Origin of the sequence: Neorhizobium sp. NPDC001467 (genome assembly GCF_050275975.1) — a bacterium.
Classification (GTDB): Bacteria; Pseudomonadota; Alphaproteobacteria; order Rhizobiales; family Rhizobiaceae; genus Neorhizobium.
The window spans coordinates 78861-100805 of record NZ_JBNNPS010000001.1 but is presented as its reverse complement, the minus strand read 5'-3'; the positions used below and the strand labels follow the sequence as shown (position 1 = coordinate 100805).

At 61.3% G+C, this 21945-nt stretch carries 24 protein-coding genes; 3 read left to right on the top strand and 21 right to left on the bottom strand.

From position 1 onward, the window contains the following. Positions 1-8 precede the first annotated feature (8 nt). The 7 genes from ACQKKX_RS00490 to ACQKKX_RS00460 all read right to left on the bottom strand — a co-directional run bounded on the left by ACQKKX_RS00490 (position 9) and on the right by ACQKKX_RS00460 (position 7663). Positions 9-1490 (bottom strand): mannitol dehydrogenase family protein, encoded by a 1482-nt coding sequence (locus ACQKKX_RS00490; RefSeq protein ID WP_427567782.1) that lies wholly within the window; start codon positions 1488-1490, stop codon positions 9-11. Positions 1491-1562: 72 nt separating this feature from the next. After that, positions 1563-2339 carry an L-iditol 2-dehydrogenase gene (locus ACQKKX_RS00485; RefSeq protein WP_427567780.1) on the bottom strand — a complete coding sequence of 259 codons (777 nt, stop codon included), beginning with the start codon at positions 2337-2339 and terminating at the stop codon, positions 1563-1565. Between the two features lie 31 nt (positions 2340-2370). Continuing rightward, positions 2371-3375, bottom strand: coding sequence for an ABC transporter ATP-binding protein (locus ACQKKX_RS00480; RefSeq protein WP_427567778.1), 1005 nt, complete (start codon positions 3373-3375; stop codon positions 2371-2373). A gap of 12 nt (positions 3376-3387) precedes the next feature. Continuing rightward, positions 3388-4212: a carbohydrate ABC transporter permease gene (locus ACQKKX_RS00475; protein ID WP_427567776.1), complete on the bottom strand. Its 825-nt coding sequence runs from the start codon at positions 4210-4212 to the stop codon at positions 3388-3390. Positions 4213-4224: 12 nt separating this feature from the next. Beyond that, positions 4225-5097, bottom strand: coding sequence for a carbohydrate ABC transporter permease (locus tag ACQKKX_RS00470; protein ID WP_427567774.1), 873 nt, complete (start codon positions 5095-5097; stop codon positions 4225-4227). A gap of 151 nt (positions 5098-5248) precedes the next feature. Next, complete coding sequence (locus ACQKKX_RS00465; protein WP_427567772.1) at positions 5249-6562, bottom strand: ABC transporter substrate-binding protein; 1314 nt, start codon at positions 6560-6562, stop codon at positions 5249-5251. Positions 6563-6709: 147 nt separating this feature from the next. Then, the gene (locus ACQKKX_RS00460) at positions 6710-7663 is read right to left on the bottom strand and encodes a sugar-binding transcriptional regulator (protein WP_427567770.1); all 954 of its coding nucleotides are present in this window, start codon (positions 7661-7663) and stop codon (positions 6710-6712) included. A 114-nt stretch (positions 7664-7777) separates the two neighbouring features. Between ACQKKX_RS00460 and ACQKKX_RS00455 the strand changes: the two genes are divergently transcribed. Continuing rightward, positions 7778-8017 (top strand): hypothetical protein, encoded by a 240-nt coding sequence (locus ACQKKX_RS00455; protein ID WP_427567768.1) that lies wholly within the window; start codon positions 7778-7780, stop codon positions 8015-8017. Positions 8018-8144: 127 nt separating this feature from the next. Here the strand turns inward: ACQKKX_RS00455 and ACQKKX_RS00450 are convergent, their stop codons facing one another. The 3 genes from ACQKKX_RS00450 to ACQKKX_RS00440 form a co-directional block, all read right to left on the bottom strand. Next, positions 8145-9155 carry a sensor histidine kinase gene (locus ACQKKX_RS00450; RefSeq protein WP_427567766.1) on the bottom strand — a complete coding sequence of 337 codons (1011 nt, stop codon included), beginning with the start codon at positions 9153-9155 and terminating at the stop codon, positions 8145-8147. An 84-nt stretch (positions 9156-9239) separates the two neighbouring features. After that, on the bottom strand, positions 9240-9404 hold the full coding sequence (locus ACQKKX_RS00445; RefSeq protein ID WP_427567764.1) for a DUF1328 domain-containing protein: 165 nt from the start codon (positions 9402-9404) through the stop codon (positions 9240-9242). 78 nt (positions 9405-9482) lie between these two features. After that, complete coding sequence (locus ACQKKX_RS00440; protein ID WP_427567762.1) at positions 9483-10277, bottom strand: response regulator; 795 nt, start codon at positions 10275-10277, stop codon at positions 9483-9485. A 175-nt stretch (positions 10278-10452) separates the two neighbouring features. Between ACQKKX_RS00440 and ACQKKX_RS00435 the strand changes: the two genes are divergently transcribed. Together ACQKKX_RS00435 and ACQKKX_RS00430 are read left to right on the top strand one after the other, a co-directional pair. Continuing rightward, positions 10453-10635, top strand: coding sequence for a NepR family anti-sigma factor (locus ACQKKX_RS00435; protein WP_427569305.1), 183 nt, complete (start codon positions 10453-10455; stop codon positions 10633-10635). Further along, positions 10632-11195 carry an RNA polymerase sigma factor gene (locus tag ACQKKX_RS00430; protein ID WP_427567760.1) on the top strand — a complete coding sequence of 188 codons (564 nt, stop codon included), beginning with the start codon at positions 10632-10634 and terminating at the stop codon, positions 11193-11195. The genes ACQKKX_RS00435 and ACQKKX_RS00430 overlap by 4 nt, the downstream gene beginning before the upstream one ends. Positions 11196-11204: 9 nt before the next feature. Here ACQKKX_RS00430 and ACQKKX_RS00425 read toward each other — a convergent pair whose 3' ends face one another. From ACQKKX_RS00425 to ACQKKX_RS00375, 11 genes are all read right to left on the bottom strand, one after another. Continuing rightward, positions 11205-11615, bottom strand: coding sequence for a hypothetical protein (locus ACQKKX_RS00425; protein WP_427567758.1), 411 nt, complete (start codon positions 11613-11615; stop codon positions 11205-11207). A gap of 168 nt (positions 11616-11783) precedes the next feature. Continuing rightward, positions 11784-12230, bottom strand: coding sequence for a hypothetical protein (locus ACQKKX_RS00420; protein WP_427567756.1), 447 nt, complete (start codon positions 12228-12230; stop codon positions 11784-11786). Positions 12231-12232: 2 nt separating this feature from the next. Further along, entirely contained in the window at positions 12233-12574 is a 342-nt protein-coding gene (locus ACQKKX_RS00415; protein WP_427567754.1) for a DUF883 family protein, read from the bottom strand. Between the two features lie 131 nt (positions 12575-12705). Then, a complete protein-coding gene (locus ACQKKX_RS00410) occupies positions 12706-14205 on the bottom strand; it encodes an amidase (protein WP_427567753.1) in 1500 nt (499 codons plus the stop codon). 41 nt (positions 14206-14246) lie between these two features. Beyond that, entirely contained in the window at positions 14247-15077 is an 831-nt protein-coding gene (locus tag ACQKKX_RS00405) for an ABC transporter permease (RefSeq protein ID WP_427569304.1), read from the bottom strand. A gap of 8 nt (positions 15078-15085) precedes the next feature. Further along, positions 15086-16036 carry an ABC transporter permease gene (locus ACQKKX_RS00400; protein WP_427567751.1) on the bottom strand — a complete coding sequence of 317 codons (951 nt, stop codon included), beginning with the start codon at positions 16034-16036 and terminating at the stop codon, positions 15086-15088. A gap of 511 nt (positions 16037-16547) precedes the next feature. Then, positions 16548-18017, bottom strand: coding sequence for an ABC transporter substrate-binding protein (locus ACQKKX_RS00395; RefSeq protein WP_427569303.1), 1470 nt, complete (start codon positions 18015-18017; stop codon positions 16548-16550). Between the two features lie 213 nt (positions 18018-18230). Further along, complete coding sequence (locus tag ACQKKX_RS00390) at positions 18231-18986, bottom strand: ABC transporter ATP-binding protein (RefSeq protein ID WP_427567749.1); 756 nt, start codon at positions 18984-18986, stop codon at positions 18231-18233. Positions 18987-18997: 11 nt separating this feature from the next. Then, positions 18998-19834 carry an ABC transporter ATP-binding protein gene (locus ACQKKX_RS00385; protein WP_427567747.1) on the bottom strand — a complete coding sequence of 279 codons (837 nt, stop codon included), beginning with the start codon at positions 19832-19834 and terminating at the stop codon, positions 18998-19000. Next, on the bottom strand, positions 19831-20763 hold the full coding sequence (locus ACQKKX_RS00380) for an ABC transporter permease (protein WP_427567745.1): 933 nt from the start codon (positions 20761-20763) through the stop codon (positions 19831-19833). Before ACQKKX_RS00380 ends, ACQKKX_RS00385 begins: the two co-directional genes overlap by 4 nt. Then, complete coding sequence (locus ACQKKX_RS00375) at positions 20760-21746, bottom strand: ABC transporter permease (RefSeq protein WP_427569302.1); 987 nt, start codon at positions 21744-21746, stop codon at positions 20760-20762. The genes ACQKKX_RS00380 and ACQKKX_RS00375 overlap by 4 nt, the downstream gene beginning before the upstream one ends. Between the last annotated feature and the right edge of the window lie 199 nt (positions 21747-21945).

Here is a 21945-nt window from a genome sequence, read left to right as displayed (position 1 = left end):
TGATGCCCTTACTTGACCAGTTCGTCAGCGAGATAGAGTTCCAGCGTTTTCGCCGTCCCCTGTTCCCACAGCGTGTTCAGCGCATGCGCGAAACGCTTGCGGAACAACTCGTTCTTCGACACTTCGCCAAAGATCTCGTCGAAGACAAGGAAGGCATCCGGATCGTCCTTGGCCTTGATGGCGGCGGCCTGCAGCTTTTCGGCGCTGGCATCGTTGAAGACGATCTTGCGACCCGAATCCGACGTGCCGGCGAAATAACGGCACCACAGGGCGGAGACCAGCGACAGGCCGATGATATCGTCACCCTTGGCCAGACGATCACGCGTCGAAGGCAGGATGAACTTTGGCTGGCGATTGGAGCCATCCTGCGCCAGACGCGGAATGGTGTCGCCGATTTTCGGGTTGAGGAAACGGCGCTCGATCAGGTCGAAATACTCATCGAGATTGGTATTGGGCACCGGCGGAACGATCGGGATGATCTCTTCCTTCTCCAGCTTGGCGAGGAAAGCGCGGATCAGCGGGTGTTCCATCGCCTCATGCACGAAGTGGATGTCGAGCAACTCGCCCGGATAGGCGATCGTCGCATGGCCGCCATTGAGGATGCGGATCTTCATCAGCTCGTAAGGGGCAACATCCGGCACGAACTGCACGCCGACCTCTTCCAGAGCGGGACGGCCGAGCGGGAACTTGTCTTCCATCACCCACTGCTTGAACTCTTCGCAGAATACCGGCCAATTGTCGTCGATGTTGAAGTCGTTCTTGAGAATGTCGATTTCGCGCTGGCCGGTGGCCGGCGTGATGCGGTCGACCATCGAGTTCGGGAAAGCGACGTTTTCATGGATCCAGTGGGCGAAATCGGCATCCGACATCTTTGCCAGACCGATCACCGTGCCTTCGGTCACCTCGCCATTGCCCGGAATGTTGTCGCAGGACATGATGGTGAAGGGCGCGATACCGCGTTCCTTGCGAACCTTGAGGCCGGCGAGAATGAGGCCGAACACCGTCTTCGGTGCCGTCGGGTTGTTGGCATCCTCGACCATGGCCGGATGCGCCGGATTGAAGTGGCCGGCAGCGTCGATGAAATAGCCGCCCTCGGTGATCGTCATCGAGACGATGCGCGTGGCCGGGTCGGCCAGCTTTTCGATCAGCGCCGCAGTCTCGCCCGGCGCGATGATGTCGATCATCGGGGCGGTGACGCGGGCGCCGGTCTTGTTGTTGTCCTGCTCGACAACCGTGGTCAGGAAGTCCTGTGCCTTCAGCTTGTCGCGCATGGCGGCGTCGGACGGCATGACGCCGGCACCGGTGATCGCCCAGTCATGGCCCTTGCCCGTGTTGAACAGGTCGTCGAGATAGATCGCCTGATGGGCCCGGTGAAAATTGCCGACGCCAAAATGCACGATGCCGTGCGAAAGCGCTTTGGGATCGTAAGCAGGAATGGCCGCGGTTGCCTTGGCCTGATCCAGCGTTGCCAGCGAAAGTTTTACGGTCATGTCTCGGTCCTCGAAGGTCCTAGAATATGAAATAGATGCGTGATCGCCCCAAACGGGCGGTCAGCGAGAGCCTCAGCTCATCCAGTTGCCGCCATCGACATTGTAGGTCTGGGCGACGACGTAATCGGCATCGCGGCTGGCGAGGAACACGGCCATGCCGGTCAGGTCTTCCGCCGTGCCCATGCGGCCGAACGGGACGGACTCGCCGACCAGCTTCTTCTTTTCGCCAAGCGGGCGGTTTTCGTGCTTGGCAAACAGCGCATCGACGCCGTCCCAGTGTTCGCCATCGACGACGCCGGGGGCGATCGCATTGACGTTGATGCCATGCTTGATCAGGTCGAGACCGGCCGACTGGGTAAAGCTGATGATCGCCGCCTTGGTGGCGCAGTAGACTGCCACGAGCGCTTCGCCACGACGGCCGGCCTGGCTGGCCATGTTGATGATCTTGCCACCCTGCCCACGCGCAATCATCGACTTTGCGACCGCCTGCAGCATGAACAGCGAACCGGCGACATTGATCGAAAACAGCGTGTCGTAGCTTTTGCGAGTGATCTCGACGATCGGTGCCAGATCGAACAGCGCCGCATTGTTGATCAGGATATCGACGCCGCCGGTCTTTTCCTCGACGGTGCGGATGGCGGCATCGATGGACGCCTGATCGGTGACGTCGAGCTGGACCGCATAGGCCTTTGGCCCGATTTCCTTCGCGGTCTGCTCGGCGCGTTCGATATTGATGTCGGCGATGGCCACGGTTGCGCCTTCGCGCACATAGGCTTCCGCAAACGCCCGGCCGATGCCGCGCGCCGATCCGGTGATGATTGCCGACTTGCCTTCCAGTCTACCTGTCACAGTCTTTTTCCTTGATATGACAATCGTATTCTCAGCCCGCGATGCGCAGGCCCTTGTCGTCGAAACGGTGCAGCCTCGTTTCATCCGGCGTCAGGTAGACGGTGTCACCGTGATGGGCGCCGAATTCTCCGCTGGCACGCGCCGTCATCTTGCCGATGCCATCGACATCGAGATGCAGGAACGTGTCGGCGCCGAGATGTTCGGCAACCGAAACCGTGCCCTTCCAGGTGCCGCTTTCCTTGGACAGCGTCAGGTGTTCGGGGCGGATACCGGCGGTCTTGGCGCCCTTCGACTGCGCGTATTCGCCTTCGATGAGGTTCATACGCGGCGAACCGATAAAGCCGGCGACAAACAGGTTGCGCGGCGTGTTGTAGAGCTCCATCGGCGAACCGACCTGCTCGATATTGCCGCGATTGAGAACGACGATCTTGTCGGCCATGGTCATGGCTTCGATCTGGTCATGGGTGACGTAGATCATCGTCGTTTTCAGCTGGTTGTGCAGGTCGCTGATTTCCAGACGCATCGTGCCGCGCAAAGCCGCATCAAGGTTGGACAAAGGTTCGTCGAACAGGAAGGCCGACGGTTCGCGAACAATGGCGCGGCCGATGGCGACACGCTGGCGCTGACCACCGGAAAGCTGGCCGGGACGGCGCTCGAGATAATCGGTGAGATTGAGGATGCGGGCGGCATCGGCAACCTTCTTGTCGATTGCCGACTGCTCCATCTTCGCCATCTTCAGCGGGAAGGCGATGTTCTTGCGCACGCTCATGTGTGGGTAGAGCGCGTAGGACTGGAACACCATGGCAAGGCCACGCGCGGCGGGTGCCGCTTCCGTCACATCCTTGCCGTCGATGGTGATCGTGCCGCCGGTGACATCTTCGAGACCGGCGATCAGGCGCAGCAGCGTGGACTTGCCGCTGCCCGACGGGCCGACGAAGACGACGAATTCGCCATCGGTGATTTCCAGATCGACGGATGGAATGACCTTGGCCTCGCCAAAGTGTTTCTGGACGTTTTTGAGAGTAATGCTGCCCATGAGACCAATTCCTTACTTAACCGCGCCAAACGTGAGGCCGCGAACGAGTTGCTTCTGGCTGAACCAGCCGAGGATGAGGATCGGCGCAATCGCCATGGTGGAAGCCGCCGAAAGCTTTGCCCAGAACAACCCTTGAGGCGACGAGAACGAGGCGATGAAGGCCGTCAGCGGTGCCGCGTTGGTGGTCGACAGCTGGATGGTCCAGAAGGCTTCGTTCCAGGCAAGGATGATGTTGAGGAGAAGCGTCGAGGCAATGCCCGGCACCGCCATCGGCGTCAGCACGTAGACGATTTCCTTCCACAGATTGGCGCCATCCATACGGGCCGCTTCCAGGATCTCACCCGGAATTTCGCGGAAGTAGGTGTAGAGCATCCACACCACGATCGGCAGGTTGATCAGCGTCAGCATGATCGTCAGACCGATACGGGTATCGAGCAGGCCAAAATTGCGGAACAGGATGTAGATCGGCAGAAGCACCGCGACCGCCGGCATCATCTTGGTGGAGAGCATCCACATCAGGATGTCCTTGGTGCGCTTGGTCGGTGCAAACGCCATCGCCCAGGCCGCCGGAATGGCGAAGATCAGGGCGAGGATGGTCGAACCGATCGACAGGATCACCGAGTTCATGAACGGCTTGAAGTAATCGCGCTGCGTCTGCACCGTGATGTAGTTCTCGAACGTGCCCGACGGGATCAGGCTGAACCCGTCGATCGCTTCCGGCTCCGTCTTGAAGCTGGTGATGACCGCGTAGAGGATCGGGAAAAAGATCACCAGCGCCACGACCCATGCGATGACGGTCCAGACGATCTTGCTTTGCGTTGTAACTTTGCGAGCCATGATCGTCTCTCCTTACTTGTCGAGGTTCTTGCCGACGGCGCGCATCAGGAAGAAGGCGACGATATTGGCGAGAACGACCGCGATGATACCGCCCGCCGCACCTCCGCCGACGTCATAACCGAGACGCGCGGTGCGGTAGATCAGGAAGGTCAGGTTAGTGGACGCATAGCCCGGGCCGCCATTGGTGGTGACCAGGATTTCCGCATAGATGCCGAGCAGGAAGATCGTCTGGATCAGGATGACGACCGTGATGGCCCGGGAAAGATGCGGCAGCGTCAGGTAGATGAAGCGGTTGACGAAATTGGCGCCGTCCATTTCGGCGGCTTCCTTCTGCTCGCCGTCAAGCGACTGCAGTGCCGTCAAAAGAATGAGCGTTGCGAATGGCAGCCACTGCCATGCCACGATGACGATGATCGAAAACAGCGGATATTGCGCAAACCAGTCGACCGGCTGCAGCCCGAGGAAGCGGGCGATATCGGCCAGCACCCCGTAGGACGGGTGCATGATCATGTTCTTCCAGATCAGCGCCGCCACCGGCGGCATGACGAAGAAGGGCGAAATCACCAGAATGCGCACGATGCCCTGGCCGAAAATCGGTTGGTCGAGCAGAAGACCGATGGCGATGCCGCCGATCACGGTGATGGCCAGCACGCCGACAACCAGGATCAGCGTGTTCCAGATCGCCGTGAAGAAGGCCGGATCGGTGTAGAAATACTGGTAGTTGAAGAAACCACCGAAACTGACGTTCTGGGGCGTCAGCAGATTGTAGTTCTGGAACGAATAATACAGCGTCATCGACAGCGGTATGACCATCCAGACGAGGAGTGCAATGACGGAGGGCGCCATCATCAGCCGCGCCAACGTCTTGGTATTCTGCGTTGCCATTTCAGCGACCCTCCCGGAATGCCCATGCGTTGCGCCCCAGCGGGAGGCGCTCGCATGGTTTCATCTTGTTGTTATGGCTTTGAGCCCTTCATGCCGCGGGCGACGGGTGCGGCTGCCCGTATGACAGGCAGCCGCGGTCCTTGGGAGGACTTTACTTGATGTAACCGGCGCGGGTCATGTCGCGGGTTGCCGTTGCCTGAGCGGCGGCAAGCGCGTCGTCGACCGTGGACTGGCCGGCGATTACAGCCGAGAACAGCTGCCCGACCGTGGTGCCGAGAGCCTGGAATTCAGGGATCGCGACGAACTGGCCGCCGGTGTAAGGAACCGGCTTGACGGTCGGCTTGGTGATGTCGGCAGCGTCCATCGCGGCAAGCGTCGGAGCAGCGAACGGAGCAGCCTTGGTGTATTCCTCGTTCTTGTAGAGCGAGGTGCGCGTGCCCGGAGGAACGTTTGCCCAGCCTTCCTTGGAAGCGACGAGCGCCGTGTATTCCTTGCTGGTTGCCCAGGAGATGAACTTCTGCGCCGTTTCAGCCTTCTTGGAGGAGGCCGGAACGGCAAGGTTCCACGACCACAGCCACTTGCCGTGGTTGTCTACGCCTTCCTTGTTCGGGAAGATGGCGTAACCGACCTTGTCGGCAACCTTCGAGTCCTTCGGGTTCGATACGAAGGATGCGGCGACGGTGGCGTCGATCCACATGCCGCACTTGCCCTGCTGGAACAGCGTCAGGTTTTCGTTGAAGCCGTTCGAGGACGCGCCGGACGGGCCGGCATCCTTCATCAGGTCGGCGTAGAACTGCAGCGCGGCCTTCCATTCCGGCTGATCGAACTGCGGCTTCCACTGCTCATCGAACCAGCGACCGCCGAACGAGTTGTTCAGAGCCGAAACGAAGGCCATGTTTTCGCCCCAGCCGGCCTTGCCGCGAAGGCACATGCCCGACACATCGGCGCCGCGATCGGTGATCTTGCGGGCAGCATCGGCGATGAATTCCCAGGTCGGCGTTTCCGGCATTTTCAGGCCGGCTTTGTCGAACAGGTCCTTGCGGTACATGATCATGGCGGATTCGCCGTAGAACGGTGCCGCATAAAGCTTGCCGTCCATCGACAGGCCCCCGCGGATCGCCGGCAGCAGGTCGTCCATGTCGTAACTGTCGCCGAGACCGTCGAGCGGCAGCAGCCAGTTCTGCTTTGCCCAGATCGGAACTTCGTAATTGCCGATGGTGACGATGTCGTACTGGCCACCGCCGGCAGCGATATCGGTCGTTACGCGTTCGCGCAGGACGTTTTCTTCAAGCGTTACCCACTCGACCTGAATGTCCGGGTTCGCCTTGGTGAACTCCGACGTCAGGGCCTGCATACGGACCATGTCGCCATTGTTGACGGTTGCGATGGTGAGGGTTTCGGCAGAGGCCATGCCGGCAAACGCCAGCGCCGAGCATGCGCCCAGCAGAACGGTCTTCAATGTCATATCTTCCTCCCGAGAAGATTAAATGCGAGCATTCGCTTTGCTCGTGGGCAATTACCTATCAACGCAGGACAGAAGTCAATGCGGATTCGTCGCTGCACTGCGATTAAAACGTTTTAAGTGGTTGAATTACCTAAAAGAAATTTTTGCTCACAGGGAGAGCAACTGCTCAGCGGCATTTTCGTCGGTGATCAATCCGTTGATAAGACGACCCTTCAGCGCCGCAGCCATAGCCGGAATCTTGCGGCGTCCCTGGGCGATGCCCAGGACCGAACAGGTGTCGCGAGAGGGAATGGGCACGGAGGCCACCCGCCCGTTGATCGGATCGTCCAGCAGCTTTCCGTCATGATCGAAGAACCAGCCACAGATCTCCCCTGCAGCGCCGCCTTCGACCAGCGCCTGCATTTCCTCGCGCGCGAGAAAACCGTCAAGGCAGAGCGGACCGTCCGGCCCGAGCTCGCCAATGCCAACGAAGGTAACATCGGCCATCGCGCCGAGCCCGATCGTGGAGCGCACCAGTGCCTGATCGTGCAGCGTCTCACGCTCCTCGATGGAACTGCACATGACGGGAAGCGGCATCGGGAAATGCCGCGCCTTGATGGCATCGGCCATGGAAAAGATGACGTTGTAATAGGCGGCAGATCCGTCTGGCCCAATATTGCCGGTGAGCGACACGATGCGGTGCTGCGGGCATTCCATCGGCGGCAACTGATCGACGGCTGCCTTCAACGTGCGGCCCGTGCCGATGGCAACGATGATCGGGTCCGCCCGCTTCAGCCAGCGCTCGATCTCGGCGGCCGCAGCCTCGGCAATGCCGACCGTGGTGGAAACGGCGGCAGGATCGCTCGGCACGATCTCGATATAGTTGAGGTCGTATTTGGTCTTGAGCGCTTCGGCCAGTTCCAGGCAGGCGGCGATCGGATGGTCGAGCCGCACCTTGATGAGCCGCTCGGCGACGGCCAGCGATACCAGCCGCTGCGCGGATTGCCGGGAGATGCCCATGGAGGACGCAATCTCATCCTGCGTGCGCCCCGCGACGTAATAAAGCCAGCCGGCGCGCGCCGCGTCATCGAGCCGTCCCTGCGTATCCGACCGTTTTGCCATGACAGAAATTCTCCTCGTGGATTTGCTGACATGTTTTGCCGGGACCTGTCAAACGATCAGCAAGGCCAAAAGCCGGCAACGGTTTCACCGCTCCGTGTCAGGAACACGTGGCGAATGTCGCAAGACCGGCGCCCAACCATCGACGCGCGGCGCGAATGTGCGCGGCACCCGCCGTGTCTCTTCATGTTCGGTTCCCGGTCAGGCTTGCTGGCACATTGTCGTCAGGCCCACGAAGGATTGAGCACGACCCACGAACTGATGAAAAGCGCCAAAAATGAACTGGCCCGGTTTCCGTTGGAAACCGAGCCAGATCGTCTCTTCGAGGGGGATGAAGAGTTTTACCTGGAAGCTTGAAGGGCGGGGGACGGGGGCGCTTCCAGATGTATGGATAACGGCACTCCCCGCTATTGGTTCCGAAAAATTTTGGGAAAAATACCAAAGGGTCATTTTTATCGCCTGATCCTACGAGCGAGCGCCCGCGCTATTCGGCGGCGTCGAGCGGAAAGGTCAGGCTATAGGTAATTTCCTGGTCCGAAATTCCGTAATGCGCCTGCCCATTGACCGAAGCTGGCACGACGCGCTCGAGAACGGTGCTGCCGAAATGGCCCTTCCAGTTCTCGTCTCCGACGAGGTTATGGAGCGTGCCCGGATCGAGCTTTTCCAGCCACAAGACTTCCAGACTGTCGTGACCATCAACGACGACGCGGTTGCAGGTCACCGAGATCGCTCGGCGGCTGGTCAGGAGCGATCCGTGGCTGACGGCATTGACGATCAGTTCATGCAGCGCCAGGCCGATATGCAGCGATGCGTTCGGCGTCAACAACACATCGTCGCCCTTGATGTCGACGAGATGGGCATTCTCCGGCAGATATTTCTGGGTCTGCTGCTCCACCAGCTCACGGAAATAGGCACCGCGCCAGCTCGAATCGGTGATCAGGTCCTGGCTCTGCGACAGCGAATACAGCCGTCCGCGGAACTTGTTGAGGAACATGTCCAGGGTGCCGGAATAGCGGGCGGTCTGCAGGGCAATGCTCTGGATGATGGCCAGCAGGTTCTTCGAGCGGTGACTGACTTCGCGCAGGAGCGCCCGCAACAGCCGCTCGCGATGCCGCTCTTCCGACCGGTCGACAATGGTGGTGACCAGATGCATGTCGCCATCGGTCAGGCTGACGGCCTGCACCCGGAACTCGAACACATCCTCGGATCCGACCGCGACCTCGATATGCGCCTTGTCGCCCGGCTTGCGCACCGCATCCTTGATCGCCGAGAGCTTGTCGGCAATCTCCTCCCCGAACAGGCTGCTGTCGGTGGGCGAGGTCCCCTTGGACAGACGCCAGGCCGAGGGCAGATGCGTTACGAACAGATACTCGCGCGCCGCATTCTGAATGATGATGCTGGCGCCAAGATCCAAGAGTGCCGGCATAAAGAAACCGTGGAGCTTGTCGTCACTCTCTCCGGCCTGCTGCCATGTCAGCTGATGCGGCAACGGCATCACCCCGCCTGCTTATCTGGATTGGAGAAACACCAAAGGCCGGGAACCGGCATGTGGCTGATCAAGGTCATTTCTTATAGATAGTCACGTTCGCCTGAACAACCCGAGCACCAGCGAAATAACCAGCAGAATGAGGAAAAGGAAGAACAGGATCTGGGCAAACCCGGCGGCCGTTCCAGCCACTCCTCCGAACCCGAGAGCGCCTGCGATCAGCGCAATCACGAGAAACACCAGAGCGTAGTACAACATGGCGAATTCCTTCCGATATCACGCGAAAGAACGTCGCCATGTCGTGTTTGTTCCTGATCTGTCTCGATATCCGGCTGCTCAGGCTGCCGCCTTGACCGCCTCGTTGAAGAACAGCGCCTGACTGATCAGCGCCTTCACCATGTCGGGGTTGAACGGCTTGGTAACGAGGAAGGCCGGCTCGGGGCGCTCACCGGTGAGGAGGCGTTCCGGGAAAGCAGTGATGAAGATCACCGGCACGTTCGACGTGCGCAGAATCTCGTTGACGGCGTCGATGCCTGAGCTGCCGTCGGCGAGCTGGATATCGGCGAGAACCATCTTCGGCTGCGACGTCTGGAACAGGGAGACGGCTTCCTTGTGGGTACGTGCGACGCCGGTGACCCGGTGGCCGAGATCCTGGACCATCTGTTCGATATCGAGCGCGATCAGCGGCTCGTCCTCGATGATCATGATGTCGGTTGCGACCTGACGCGAAATTTCGCGCGACGCCTCGTCGAGAAGCTGGGTCGCTTCCTCCGTGCTGACGTCGAGAATTTCGGCGGTTTCTTCGATGGTGAAACCTTCGACCGAAATCAGCAGGAAGGCATGACGCGCCTTCGAGGGCAGCGCCGAAAGATTGGCCACGGCGCGCTGTTCCCAGGCGAAGGGCGAATCGATCGGACGGATTTCGATGGAGGTGGAACCAAAGATCGCAACGAAAAGTTTATACAGCGAGACGCGATCCTTCGATGTTTCGGGAAAGATCGAAATATCGGCAATCAAGGCTTCGAGGACCGCGGCTACATAAGCGTCACCGGATGTCTGCGACCCTGTGACGGCACGGGCGTATCGACGCAGATAAGGAAGGTGAGACGCAACGCGCGTGGTGAGTGACATAAATAAATTCTCCCCTGAGCCCAGTGGGCAACTAACTGGCTGGAAACGGTCGGCGACAAAAAAAGTTCCGAGCGACCCGGAACTTTTTTGGTCGCCGCGCATTCTGCTGGGAACGATATCGCAACAGGCTGCCCGCGTGATGAGTGAACAAGATAGCAGAAAAAAAGAAAAAACAATGACGACAGCACAAGCGAAAGATTTCAAGCCCGGCGCGATGCTTCCGAACGCCGCGATTTCGCGCAAGCTGCGCGATTTCTACGATGCCGTACAGGAAGAAGGGATTCCCGACCGTTTTCTCGACCTTCTCGAGCGCCTTGAACAGGCTGAAAAAAACGCGAAATCGGCGGATGTAAAATGACTGAGCAGGAACTTGCCGACCGTGCGTTCAAGCGCGACCTCCTTGCATCCCTGCCCAACCTTCGTGCCTTTGCCGTGTCCCTGACGGGGCGCCACGACAAGGCCGACGATCTGGTCCAGGACACGATCATGAAGGCGTGGGCGAACCAGACCAGCTTTACCGCCGGCACCAACATGCGGGCCTGGCTTTTCACCATTCTGCGCAACGAATTCTACAGCCAGATGCGCAAACGCGGCCGCGAGGTGCAGGACAGCGACGGCCTGTTTTCCGAACGCTTTTCCGTACACCCGGAACAGTATGGCCGGCTCGATCTGCAGGATTTCCGCAAGGCGCTGGACAAGCTGCCGGACGATCAGCGCGAAGCGATCGTTTTGGTGGGAGCTGCGGGCTTTGCCTATGAGGAAGCGGCAGAGATCTGCGGCTGTGCCGTCGGCACGATCAAGAGCCGCGTCAGCCGTGCCCGCACCCGGTTGCAGGAACTGCTGGGCGTTTCCGGTGAAGGCGATTTTGGCCCCGATCCGGGTGATGCCGCGATTACCGCCCGCGCTTTCGGCAGCTGAGCCGCTCCATCACGCTTGAGAAGACGAAACGTCGCGATCGAAAGTCGCGGCGTTTTTTATGGCCGCGATCAGGGCCTGGTCGTTGAACGGCTTGAGCACCACCGGCACATCTGGCCAGGGCGCAAACCCATTCGAATAGCTGTGGGACAGGCTGGAAAGCACGACCTTGGCACCATGGGCGCCAATCCGCCGGGCTGCATCGGCCGCATCGCCCTGGATTACCCTTATATCGATAAGGATGACATCATAGCGGCGTTGATCGAGAATAGCGGGGTATTCTCGCGGCATGGCGATATCAACGCGACATGCGAGCGCATCGGTCAGCACCTGCTCGGCATCAAGAGCTACCAGATATTCCGGGTCGATGATGAGAACGAGCAATGGGCAGGCATCCTGAATGGCGATTCGGTTCGAACCCATCAGTCGTCTAATCACCCCGGATCGGCGGGTCTTTAACAAATGATACAGCCGCCGTGCGTCGTCCCCTCGCCGACGGGGTTAAAGCCGGGGCGTCAGCAACGCGAAACGGGACGCGGCACTCAAGCCGCGTCCCGTTTCTTCAGTCGAACCGTCCGCGAAGGAGGTATATCAGGCATCCTCGCCCGTGTGAGATCCGCCGGTGAACGTACGGCCGAGCACCATGGCCAGCCCGCCGGCGATCGCGACGGCAGCAAGCGGTCGCGAGCGGATCACCATCGGCAGTGCGGTGATGGCCGCCGTCACCATCATTGCCTTGCCGCTATTGGCGGCCGCGGCCTGGCGCTTGCGCTTTTCTTCGGCGCGGTTGGCCAGCATCACTGCGGCGAAGAAGATCAGCGCCACGATGAAGGCCGCGAAGGCGACCACCGCCGCAGCCACGGCGGGATGCATCATCGTTGCCAGATAGATGCCGAATGCCGTCACGCCCGCGGCATAGGCCGTCAGCATAAAAAATCCGGCGATCGCATAAAGCACCGCATTGCGCCGCAGCCGCTTGGTGAAAGCGTGAATATCAACGGCAAGCAGCGAAGCCACGATCGGGGCCAGCCCCCCCATGGTCAGCGCCGCGCCAAAAGAGCGAAGAGGAAGCCGACACCGGCGGCGATGCCGACCGATTGCAGCGGCTTGGCGCGGATCTGGCGCTCGAGATCCTTTTCCAGCGACAGGGCCTGTTCGCGTGCCGCTTCGACCATGTTGAGCGACGCGTCGGTGGCGTCCTCCTTGGCCTTTCTCACCCGGCGCCCGACATCCTCGGCCTTCTGGGAACCGGCGGCGGCAACGGTGCGGGCGAGAACGGCAATATCCTCGCGCAACTGCGACAGCTGCAGTTCGATCTCCTGCTTATAGACCGCCGAAGCAGCCTCGTCGGGGAGTTCCTGGGTGGGGTTTACGGGCGCCATGTCAATCTCCTTTGACGATTTTCGTACAGCCGGATTCTATCGCAATCGAGAACGGGACAGGTCACACCAGCACGGGAGGCTGCCCGAAAACAGGCCGAAAATCCCCAAGCCGATCGCCACAAACGCGTGCCTCACAGAGGCATGGGTTTCCCGTCTTCGGTCACGCGGTCAACGTCGAAAAGGTTTTTTTGTTCCCGACCTTGCGATAAAAGCGAAACCGATGGCAGGGCAGGCGGTTGCGGCCATTCGCGCACCCCGCCCGTTAAGGTCTCGAAAGCCTTTGCAAGCCGCAGCACCGTCAGGTCGGCAAAGCGCGGGCCGACGATCTGCAGGCCGATCGGCATGCCGGTTCTGGAAAAGCCGCAATGGATCGACGCCGCAGGCTGTTCGCCCATGTTCCATGGCAGCGTGAAGCCGATATGTTCGAACGGCCTTGCCGGATCATTGGTCGGCGACGCCCATTCGGCCGGATAGGCGATGACCGGACTGGTCGGGGAAAGCACTGCGTCGAGAGTGGAGAAAAGATTGGCGCAGGCCCGGCGCATGTCGATCGTCCGGTTGAAGCCGCGCACCGCCTCGACACCCGAAACATGCGCGCCACCCTGCGCCCATTCGAAAATATAGGGCAGGATCAGGCGCTGCCGTTCCACTGCAAGCGCCTCAATATCCGCCCAGAGGCGCGCCCGCCAGAACAGGTCGAGCCCATCGAGCATGGCGCGCGTCATCACCGGCGCGACCGGGACGATCGTGGCGCCCGCCTGCTCGAAACGGGCGGCGGCGCGGGTCACCGCATCGACGATTTCGGGATCCGCGGCAAGCCCGACGCCGGCATCGAGCATCAGGCCGATCCGCATGCCTTTCACCTCCACATCCAGATCGAGCCAGTCGCGGCTCTCCGGCGGCAGGGCGGTCGCGTCGCGCCAGTCGGGCCGCGACAGCACCGCCATTGAAAAGGCCGCGTCCTCGACGGTGCGCGTCATCGGACCAGCACAGCGACCGGGATAATAGGGATCGATCGGAACGCGCCCGTTGCTTGGCTTGAAGCCGAAGAGCCCGGTCCACCCTGCCGGGAGGCGGATCGAACCGCCGATATCGGTACCGATATGCAATGGCCCGAAACCGGCCGCCGCGGCCGCCGCGGCGCCGGCGCTGGAACCGCCGGGGTTCTGGCTTAAGTCCCACGGGTTGCGGCTGAGCGGGTGGAAGCTCGAAAGACCGGAAGATAGCATGCCGTAATCCGGGCAGGTGGTCTTGGCAAAGATCACCGCACCCTCTTCCTTCAGACGCGCCGCAACCGGCGCATCTGCCGCCGCCGGCACCAGATCCGCCGCCGCACTCCCCTGCGGCACCGGCTGGCCGCGGGTGGCGATCAGCTCCTTCAGCGTCACCGGAATGCCGTCGAGCGCGCCCAGAGGCTCTCCCCTCGCACAGCGTTCGGTCGAGGCTTGCGCCTGCGCCCTCGCATGCGCCGGATCATAGAGGTAAAGCGCCTGCACATGCGGTTCGAAGGCTTCGATCCGTCTTTCCACCGCAAGCCAGTATTCCATGGGCGAAAGGCGCTTGTCGGCGAAAAGCCCTCGCAATTCGCGAATGGTCAGTGTCAGGAGATCGGTCTTCACAAAATCGGCCATGGCCATGATCCTCGCTCCGGATGACGTAGTCTGCGTGTGCGCTAGCCCCGCTCGCGCGGATCGAGAAGGTCGCGCAATCCGTCGCCCAGCATGTTGAAGCCGAGCACGGCGAGCGCAATGGCCAGGCCGGGCAGAAGCGCCAGCCAGGGAGCTTGTCCAAGATAGGTCTGCGCATCAGCCAGCATACGCCCCCAGGTCGGCGCCGGCGGCGGCATGCCGAGACCGAGAAAGCTCAAGCCCGCCTCGGTCAGAATGGCCAGCCCGATCTGGATGGTCACCTGCACGATGATCTGGTTGGCGATATTGGGCAGAACATGCACGAGGGTGATCCGGCTACGCGAACGGCCGATGCCGATCGCTGCCATGACATAATCGCGCGTCCAGATCTGCAAGGCCGCGCCAAAGGTCAGGCGGGCAAAGACCGGCACCATGAACGTGGCGATCGCCAGGATGGCCGTGAACCGCCCTGCCCCGATAAAAGCGCCAAGCATCATCGCCGACAGGATCGGCGGCAGCGCGAAGACGATATCGCACAGGCGCATGACGATGGTCTCCGTCCAGCCGCGCCGGGCGGCGACGATGACACCGGTAGCCGTGCCAATCGCCGCGCCGACGCCGACCGCCGCCAGGGCCGTCGACAGCGAATTCCACGCGCCGACCATCAGCATCGATGCCATGTCACGGCCGAACTGGTCGGTGCCAAGCAGGCCGGCCGCGAAAGGGGGTTTGAGTTTGAGCAGGATCTGCATCTTGGCGGGCGGCGCCGGCGTCCAGACCAACGACAGGAGCGCAATCGCGACCAGCGCCAGCGTGATGACGAGCCCGACCAGAAAGACGGGACGGCGCAAAATTGTCGCGGTGATGGAGGCCATTCCTGCGGTCATCGTGCCTGCGTCCTCAACCGCGGATCGATCACCAGATAGGCAAGATCGACCAGAAAATTCATGAGGATGACGAGCGCGGCAAAAAACAGAACGACATTCTGCATGACGATGACATCCCGCTGGGACAGCGCCTGATAGGCGAGCCGGCCGAGGCCCGGCAGGTTGAAGACATTTTCGACCAGAACAGCGCCGGCCACCAAAAAGGTGAACTGCAGACCGAGCATGGTGACGACCGGGATCAGCGCATTCGGCACCGCATGCCGCCAAACCGCGGCCCTCTCGCTCAGCCCCTTGGCGCGGGCGGTGCGTACGAAATCCTCGTTCATCACGTCCAGAACCGCGGTGCGCGCGACCCGCGTCAGGACGCCGGCCTGCGCGAGCGCCAGCGACAGCGCCGGCAGCACGAGCGCCGTCAGCGCCTTTCCTATTCCCGCTTGCCAGCCGGGAAAGCCGCCGGCCGGCAACCAGCCGAGGTTTGAGGAAAACAGCAGGATCAGCAGCAGCCCGACCCAGAAGCCGGGCATGGCAATGCCGGCATAGGAGAACAGGCCGATCAGAATATCAAGCGGCCCGTTGCGATGGCGCGCAGCGGTGACGCCGAGCGGCACGGCGATCGCCACCGATATGAGCACCGCGAGCAGAGCCAGAGGCAGGGTAACGGCGAGCCGTTCCAGGATCAGGCCGGCCACCGGCACGCTATAGGTATAGGAACTGCCGAGATCACCCCGCGCCACGCCCGCAAGCCAGGCGAGGTAACGAACCGGCCATGGCTGATCGAGGCCCATCTGTTTCTGCAGGGCCGCCAGCGTATCCGGGCTGGCAGAGGTGCCGAGCATGATCGCTGCCGGATCGCCGGGCAGCAGGTTCATGACGGCGAAGATCATGAGCGATACGGCAAGAAGCGTGACGATCAGGCTGAAAAGGCGGCGGGCGACGAGCGTGATCATGGGATGAGAACGCCTCCGTCGATTTCGATGCCACTGTCGCGCATCCCGAGGGTGTCAGCTGCGCAGCGCCTGCGGGCGGAAGAAACTTGCTGCAAATTCACCGTGGGACCGAGGCAGCCACCGGGCAGCCTCCCCTGCCCCGCCTGCAGCAGGATGATCGCTTCGGGAGGAACATCGCCTTGCGGCCAGCCGAGCCCATGCCCCGCAAAGGACGGGCAATCCCGTGGCGACGTCTTTCCAGATGCAGCTCGCGGGCGCGCCGCCGGCCGCAAGCCCGATACGGCTCGCCGATCGCATGCGGGACGCAGGCCCCGTGCAGGTCGCAGGTGCCATGCCCGTTTCGGCCTCCACGCAGGTTCCAGAGCGTCGGCCAGCCCCAGCCACTCCCCTTGCCGCCATTCCAAGGGCGCGAACAAGTCCCCTTGCGGCCATCCCGAAGGCGCGAAGAAGACGCGCAAGACGGTCCCGGCTGGCTGGCGGGGAAATCTTGTCATGCCACTCCTGTCATCTGTCACTCGGCCCAATGCACATCCGTCAGCACATTCGAAGGGATCGGCTCGTTCTCCCACAAACCCTTCAACTTGCCGTCCCAGACACCCAGTTTCGGCATCACGAACAGGAACAGCGACGGCACGTCCTCGGCCAGGATCTTCTGCGCCTCGCCGTAGAGCCTGGCCTGCTCGGCCGGATCGGCCGTTTCCTGTACCTTGGCCAGCACGTCGTTGAAGGCCGGGTTCCTGTAATTGAAGTAGTACGGATCGCGCGCATAGATATCGAGATCCATCGGCTCGGCATGGGCGACGATGGTCATCTCGTAATTGGCGGCCTTCAGCACATCGGACACCCATTTTGCCGGGAATTCGGTGGTCTCGATATTCATCGTCACGCCGATTTCGGCAAACATGGCCTGCAGGACCTGGGCGCTGCGCTGCGCATAGGCCATTTGCGGTGCCTTGATGGTGAAGGTCAGGCCGTTCGCATAGCCGGCTTCGGCCAAAAGCGCCTTGGCCTTTTCGACATCGTAAGGCCAGGTGCCGGTGAGATCGACATAACCCGGATCGTTCGGGGTGTAATGGCTGCCAATCGCGGTGCCGAGGCCCGACCACGCACCTTCGATGACGGTGGCGCGATCCACCGCCATCATCAGCGCCTGGCGCACCCGCTTGTCGGAAAACGGCTTGGTGGCATTGTTCATGCCGGCAACGACCTTCAGTTCGGTATTGCCGATCACCGTCACCAGACGGGCATCGCCTTTGAAACTCTCCATCAGTTCCGGCGCGCCGAATTCGGGGAACCCATCCACATCCCCAGCCTTGAGGGCAGCGGCCTGCGCCTGAGGATCGCCGATGAAGCGGAAGGACGCCCTGTCGATTTTGACGGCCACCTCCTTGTTCCAGTAGTCGGCGTTCCTGGCGAGTTCGACCTGCGACCCCTTGGCCCAGTTGACGAATTTGAATGGGCCGGTGCCAACCGGCGTCACCTTGTTGTTGTCGGCGGTATTGGGCGCCACCATCACGGAAGCCGGCCAGCCAAGCCAGTAGAGAAGGCTGCCGGTCGGCTGGTTCAGCTTGAGCACCAGCGTCGCCGCATCCGGCGTCTCGATCGTGGCGATGGTGGAGAAGTAGCGTTTTTGCGGATTGACGCTGTCGGCGCCGCGGGCGCGCTCAAGCGTGAATTTTGCGGTCGCGCTGTCGAAGGCCGTGCCATCATGAAATTTGACGCCATCCCGCAACTTGAACGTATAGGTCAGGCCATCCGGCGATACGTCCCAGCTTGTCGCCAGAAGCGGTACGACCTTGCCGGCCCGGTCAATCGTCGTCAGCCCCTCGAACACGTTCTGCCACGTCACCTGCCCGATCATCACCTGCGCGCCGATAGTTGGATCAAGCCCACCCGGTTCCACCGCCATGCCGAGCGTCACCGAGCTTTTCGCAGCCTGTGCGCTGCCCTGCCCCACAACCATGGCAGCCGTTGCCACCATCAGGCCAACGGCCGCCCGGCGGGTGATGAAATTGCATGCGGAAGCAATGGAAGAAATCGTCCTGGCCATTCGTGTTCCCCATTTGGCAGCGCTTGCGCCCCGCGATCGGACGGTGGCTTGTCATTGACCAGAAACCGCCATTTCGCAACTGCACACACAATGCGGATTGTGACACTTCCGTGCAACCCACTAAAAACAGCAGGGACAGATGCGTCAGCCGCGGCGAAATCCTTCGCTGGCCACTAGAAGCCGGCGCGTGTAATCCGCAGAAAAGGCGCGTTTCTCCAACGCTTCCACCGGCACGGTCTCAACGATCCGCCCGTCTTTCATCACCGCCACCCGTTCGCACATGTGGCTGATGACGCCAAGATCATGGCTGACCATGACAAAGGTCAGGTCTCTATCCTTGCGCGCCTGTTCCAATAGGTTGAGGATTTCCGCCTGGATCGAGGCATCGAGCGCCGAGGTTGGTTCATCCAAGAGCAGGATCTTTGGCTCGAGGATCAGTGCGCGGGCAATGGCGATACGCTGGCGCTGGCCGCCGGAAAGCTGGTGCGAATAGCGGAAGCGGAAGCCGGCGCCCAGGCCCACTTCATCCAGCGCACGGGCAATACGGGCATCGATATTGTCGAAACCGTGGATGACCAGCGGTTCAAGCAGCAGCCGGTCCACGGTCTGGCGCGGATGCAGCGAGCCATAAGGATCCTGAAACACCATCTGTACGGTGCGGTAAAATTCCTTGTCCCGGCTGCCGCTCAGGTAAGTGCGGCCATCAACGCTGAGCGTCCCCTCTTCGAACCGGTTGAGACCGGCCACAGCCCGCAACAACGTCGATTTGCCCGAACCGGATTCACCGACGATACCAAAAGACTCGCCCGTGGCGACATCAACGCTCACCTTGTCGAGCGCCACATATTCATCAAACGTCACGACCATGTCGCGGACGGAAAGTGCGGTTTTTTCTGTCATTTTGCCCATCTTCACGCCGACCACTCCGACTTGCGCTCCAGAACCGGCAGCGGATGCCGGTCGGCGCCGATGGTCGGCAGGCAGTTAAGCAGGCCTTGCGTATAAGGATGTTTCGCCTGCGCCAGATCGGCCGACGGCAGTTCCTCGACGATGCGGCCCGCATACATGACGATGACGCGGTCGCAGAAGGACGAGACCAGCCGAAGGTCATGACTGATGAAGACCAGCCCCATGCCGCGCTCGGCCACCAGCTTGTCGAGGATGGAGAGCACATCGAGCTGCACGGTCACATCGAGCGCCGAGGTCGGCTCGTCGGCAATCAGCATTTCCGGACCGCAGATCAGCATCATGGCGATCATCACCCGCTGGCCCATGCCGCCGGAAACCTCGTTCGGATAGAGGCCGAACACACGCTCGGGATCGCGGATCTGCACCGCCTCCAGCATTTTCAACGCCCGATCTCTGGCCTCGGACCGGCTGAGCTTTTCATGCGCGAGCAGCGTTTCGATGATCTGCTTGCCGATGGTCATCACCGGGTTCAGCGAATACTTTGGGTCCTGCAGGATCATGCCGATGCGTTTACCGCGCAGGTCCCGCCGCTGCTTTGGTGCCGCCTTGAGCAGGTCGATGCCGTCGAATTCCAGTTTCGAGGCCGTGATTTTGGCATGACCCGGCGTCAGGCCCATGATGGCGCGGCCGGTCTGGGATTTGCCCGACCCGCTTTCACCGACAATGCCGAGACGTTCACGGCCAAGGGTGAAGGAGACGCCGCGCACGGCCTGCACTTCGCCGGTACGGGTGGGAAAGGTGACGCGCAGGTCATCGACGGTGAGAAGCGGCGCACTCATTGGCCGGCCTCCTTCGGATCGAGGGCATCGCGCAGACCATCCCCCAAAAGGTTGAAGCCGAGGCTGACGACGAGAATGGCAAAACCCGGCATGGCCGCCACCCACCACTGGTCGAGAATGAAACGGCGACCCGAGGCGATCATCGCCCCCCATTCCGGCAGCGGCGGCTGTGCGCCAAGACCGAGGAAACCGAGACCGGCGGCCGTCAGGATGATACCGGCCATGTCCAGCGTCACGCGCACGATCAGCGACGACAGGCAAAGCGGCATGACATGGCGTAGCACGATGCGGAAGGGCGAAGCGCCCATCAGTTTGACGGCCGAAATGAATTCCGAATTGCGAAAGGTCAGCGTTTCGGCCCGGGCGATGCGCGCATAAGGCGGCCAGGAGGTGATGGCGATGGCGAGAATGGCGTTTTCAATGCCGGGACCGAGAGCGGCCACCAGCGCCAATGCCAGAACCAGTTTTGGAAAGGCAAGAAAGATATCGGTGATGCGCATTAGGATGGCATCGATCCAGCCGCCGGCATAACCGGAGACGGTGCCGACGATAAGCCCGATCGGTGCGGCGATGACCGCGACCAGTACGATCACCATCAGGGTCAGCCGCGAACCGTGGATTAGACGGGAGAGAATGTCGCGGCCCTGGTCATCGGTGCCGAGCCAGTAACCGGCCGTGCCGGGCGGCAGAAGACGGGCGTTTCTCAGATCGCCCTGTACCGGATTATACGGTGCCAGAACATCAGCAAAGGCGGCGACCAGAAGCAGCAAAATGATGATGCCGAGACCGACCAGCGCCAGCCGGTTTTCGGAAAACCGCCGCCAGATCACATAGGCGCGGCCAAGCCGTGCCTGATGGCGAGAGGTCGGGCGGTCGGAAAGCAGCCATTCGCGGCTATAGGGTTTGAAAGTCTGTTCCACGACGCTCATCGGCTGCGTGTCCTTGGATCAAGCGTGCGGTACAGAAGGTCGGACAGGAGGTTGATGGCGATGAAGACGGAGCCGACGATGATCGTTCCGCCCAAAACCGCGTTCATGTCCGCATTCTGCAGCGAATTGGTGATGTAGAGGCCAAGCCCTGGCCAGGAGAAGATCGTTTCGGTGAGCACCGAACCTTCCAGCAGGCCGGCATAGGAAAGTGCGATCACGGTAATCAACGGCACGGCGGCATTGCGCAATGCGTGGAACCAGATGATGCGTGTTTCCGAGAGCCCCTTGGCGCGGGCCGCGACGATATATTCCTGCTGCAGTTCGTTGAGCATGAACGAGCGCGTCATGCGGCTGATATAGGCGAGCGAAAAATACCCGAGCAGCGCGCCGGGCAGGATGATGTGGCGGAACGCATCCCAAAACACGTCCCACTGGCCCTGAACCAGACTGTCGAACAGGAAGAAGCCGGTGATCGGCGTAAACGTGTATTCGTAGACGATATCGAGACGGCCGGGATAGGCAACCCAGCGCAGCTTTGCGTAAAACAACAGCAGCGCGAGAAGGCCGAGCCAGAAGATCGGCACGGAATAACCGATCAGCCCGACGACGCGAACGATCTGGTCGGCAATGGAACCACGTTTGACGGCCGCGAGCACGCCAAGCGGAATGCCGATCAGCGCACCAAACAGCGTGCCGATCGTCGCCAGTTCCATCGTTGCCGGGAAGACGCGGCGGATATCCTCCATGACGGGGTTTGTGGTGAGGACGGAGGTGCCAAAGTTGCCGGTCAGCGCATCGCGAACGTAGAAATAGAATTGCTGGTAGAGCGGCAGGTTCAACCCCAGCTGCTCGCGCACGCGTTCCACCACATGCGCCGGCGCGCGGTCGCCGACAATGGCGAGCGCCGGATCGATGGGGATGACGCGGCCGATGAAAAAGGTGACGGCCAGAAGGCCGAGGAAAGTCGTGACGACAGTCACCAGAAAACGGAGAACCGCCTTGCCGGTGGAGGAGGAACGGCTGCGCTTGCGCCGTGTCGCTGCCGTCGTATCGGTGAGAGTCAAGAAGATCTCCTTAAGTCGAAAGACAAGGGCGCCTCACTCTCGACGTCATCCTCGGGCTTGTCCCGAGGATCTGCTCACGCTTCAAACAATGATACGCTGCAGATGCTCGGGACAAGCC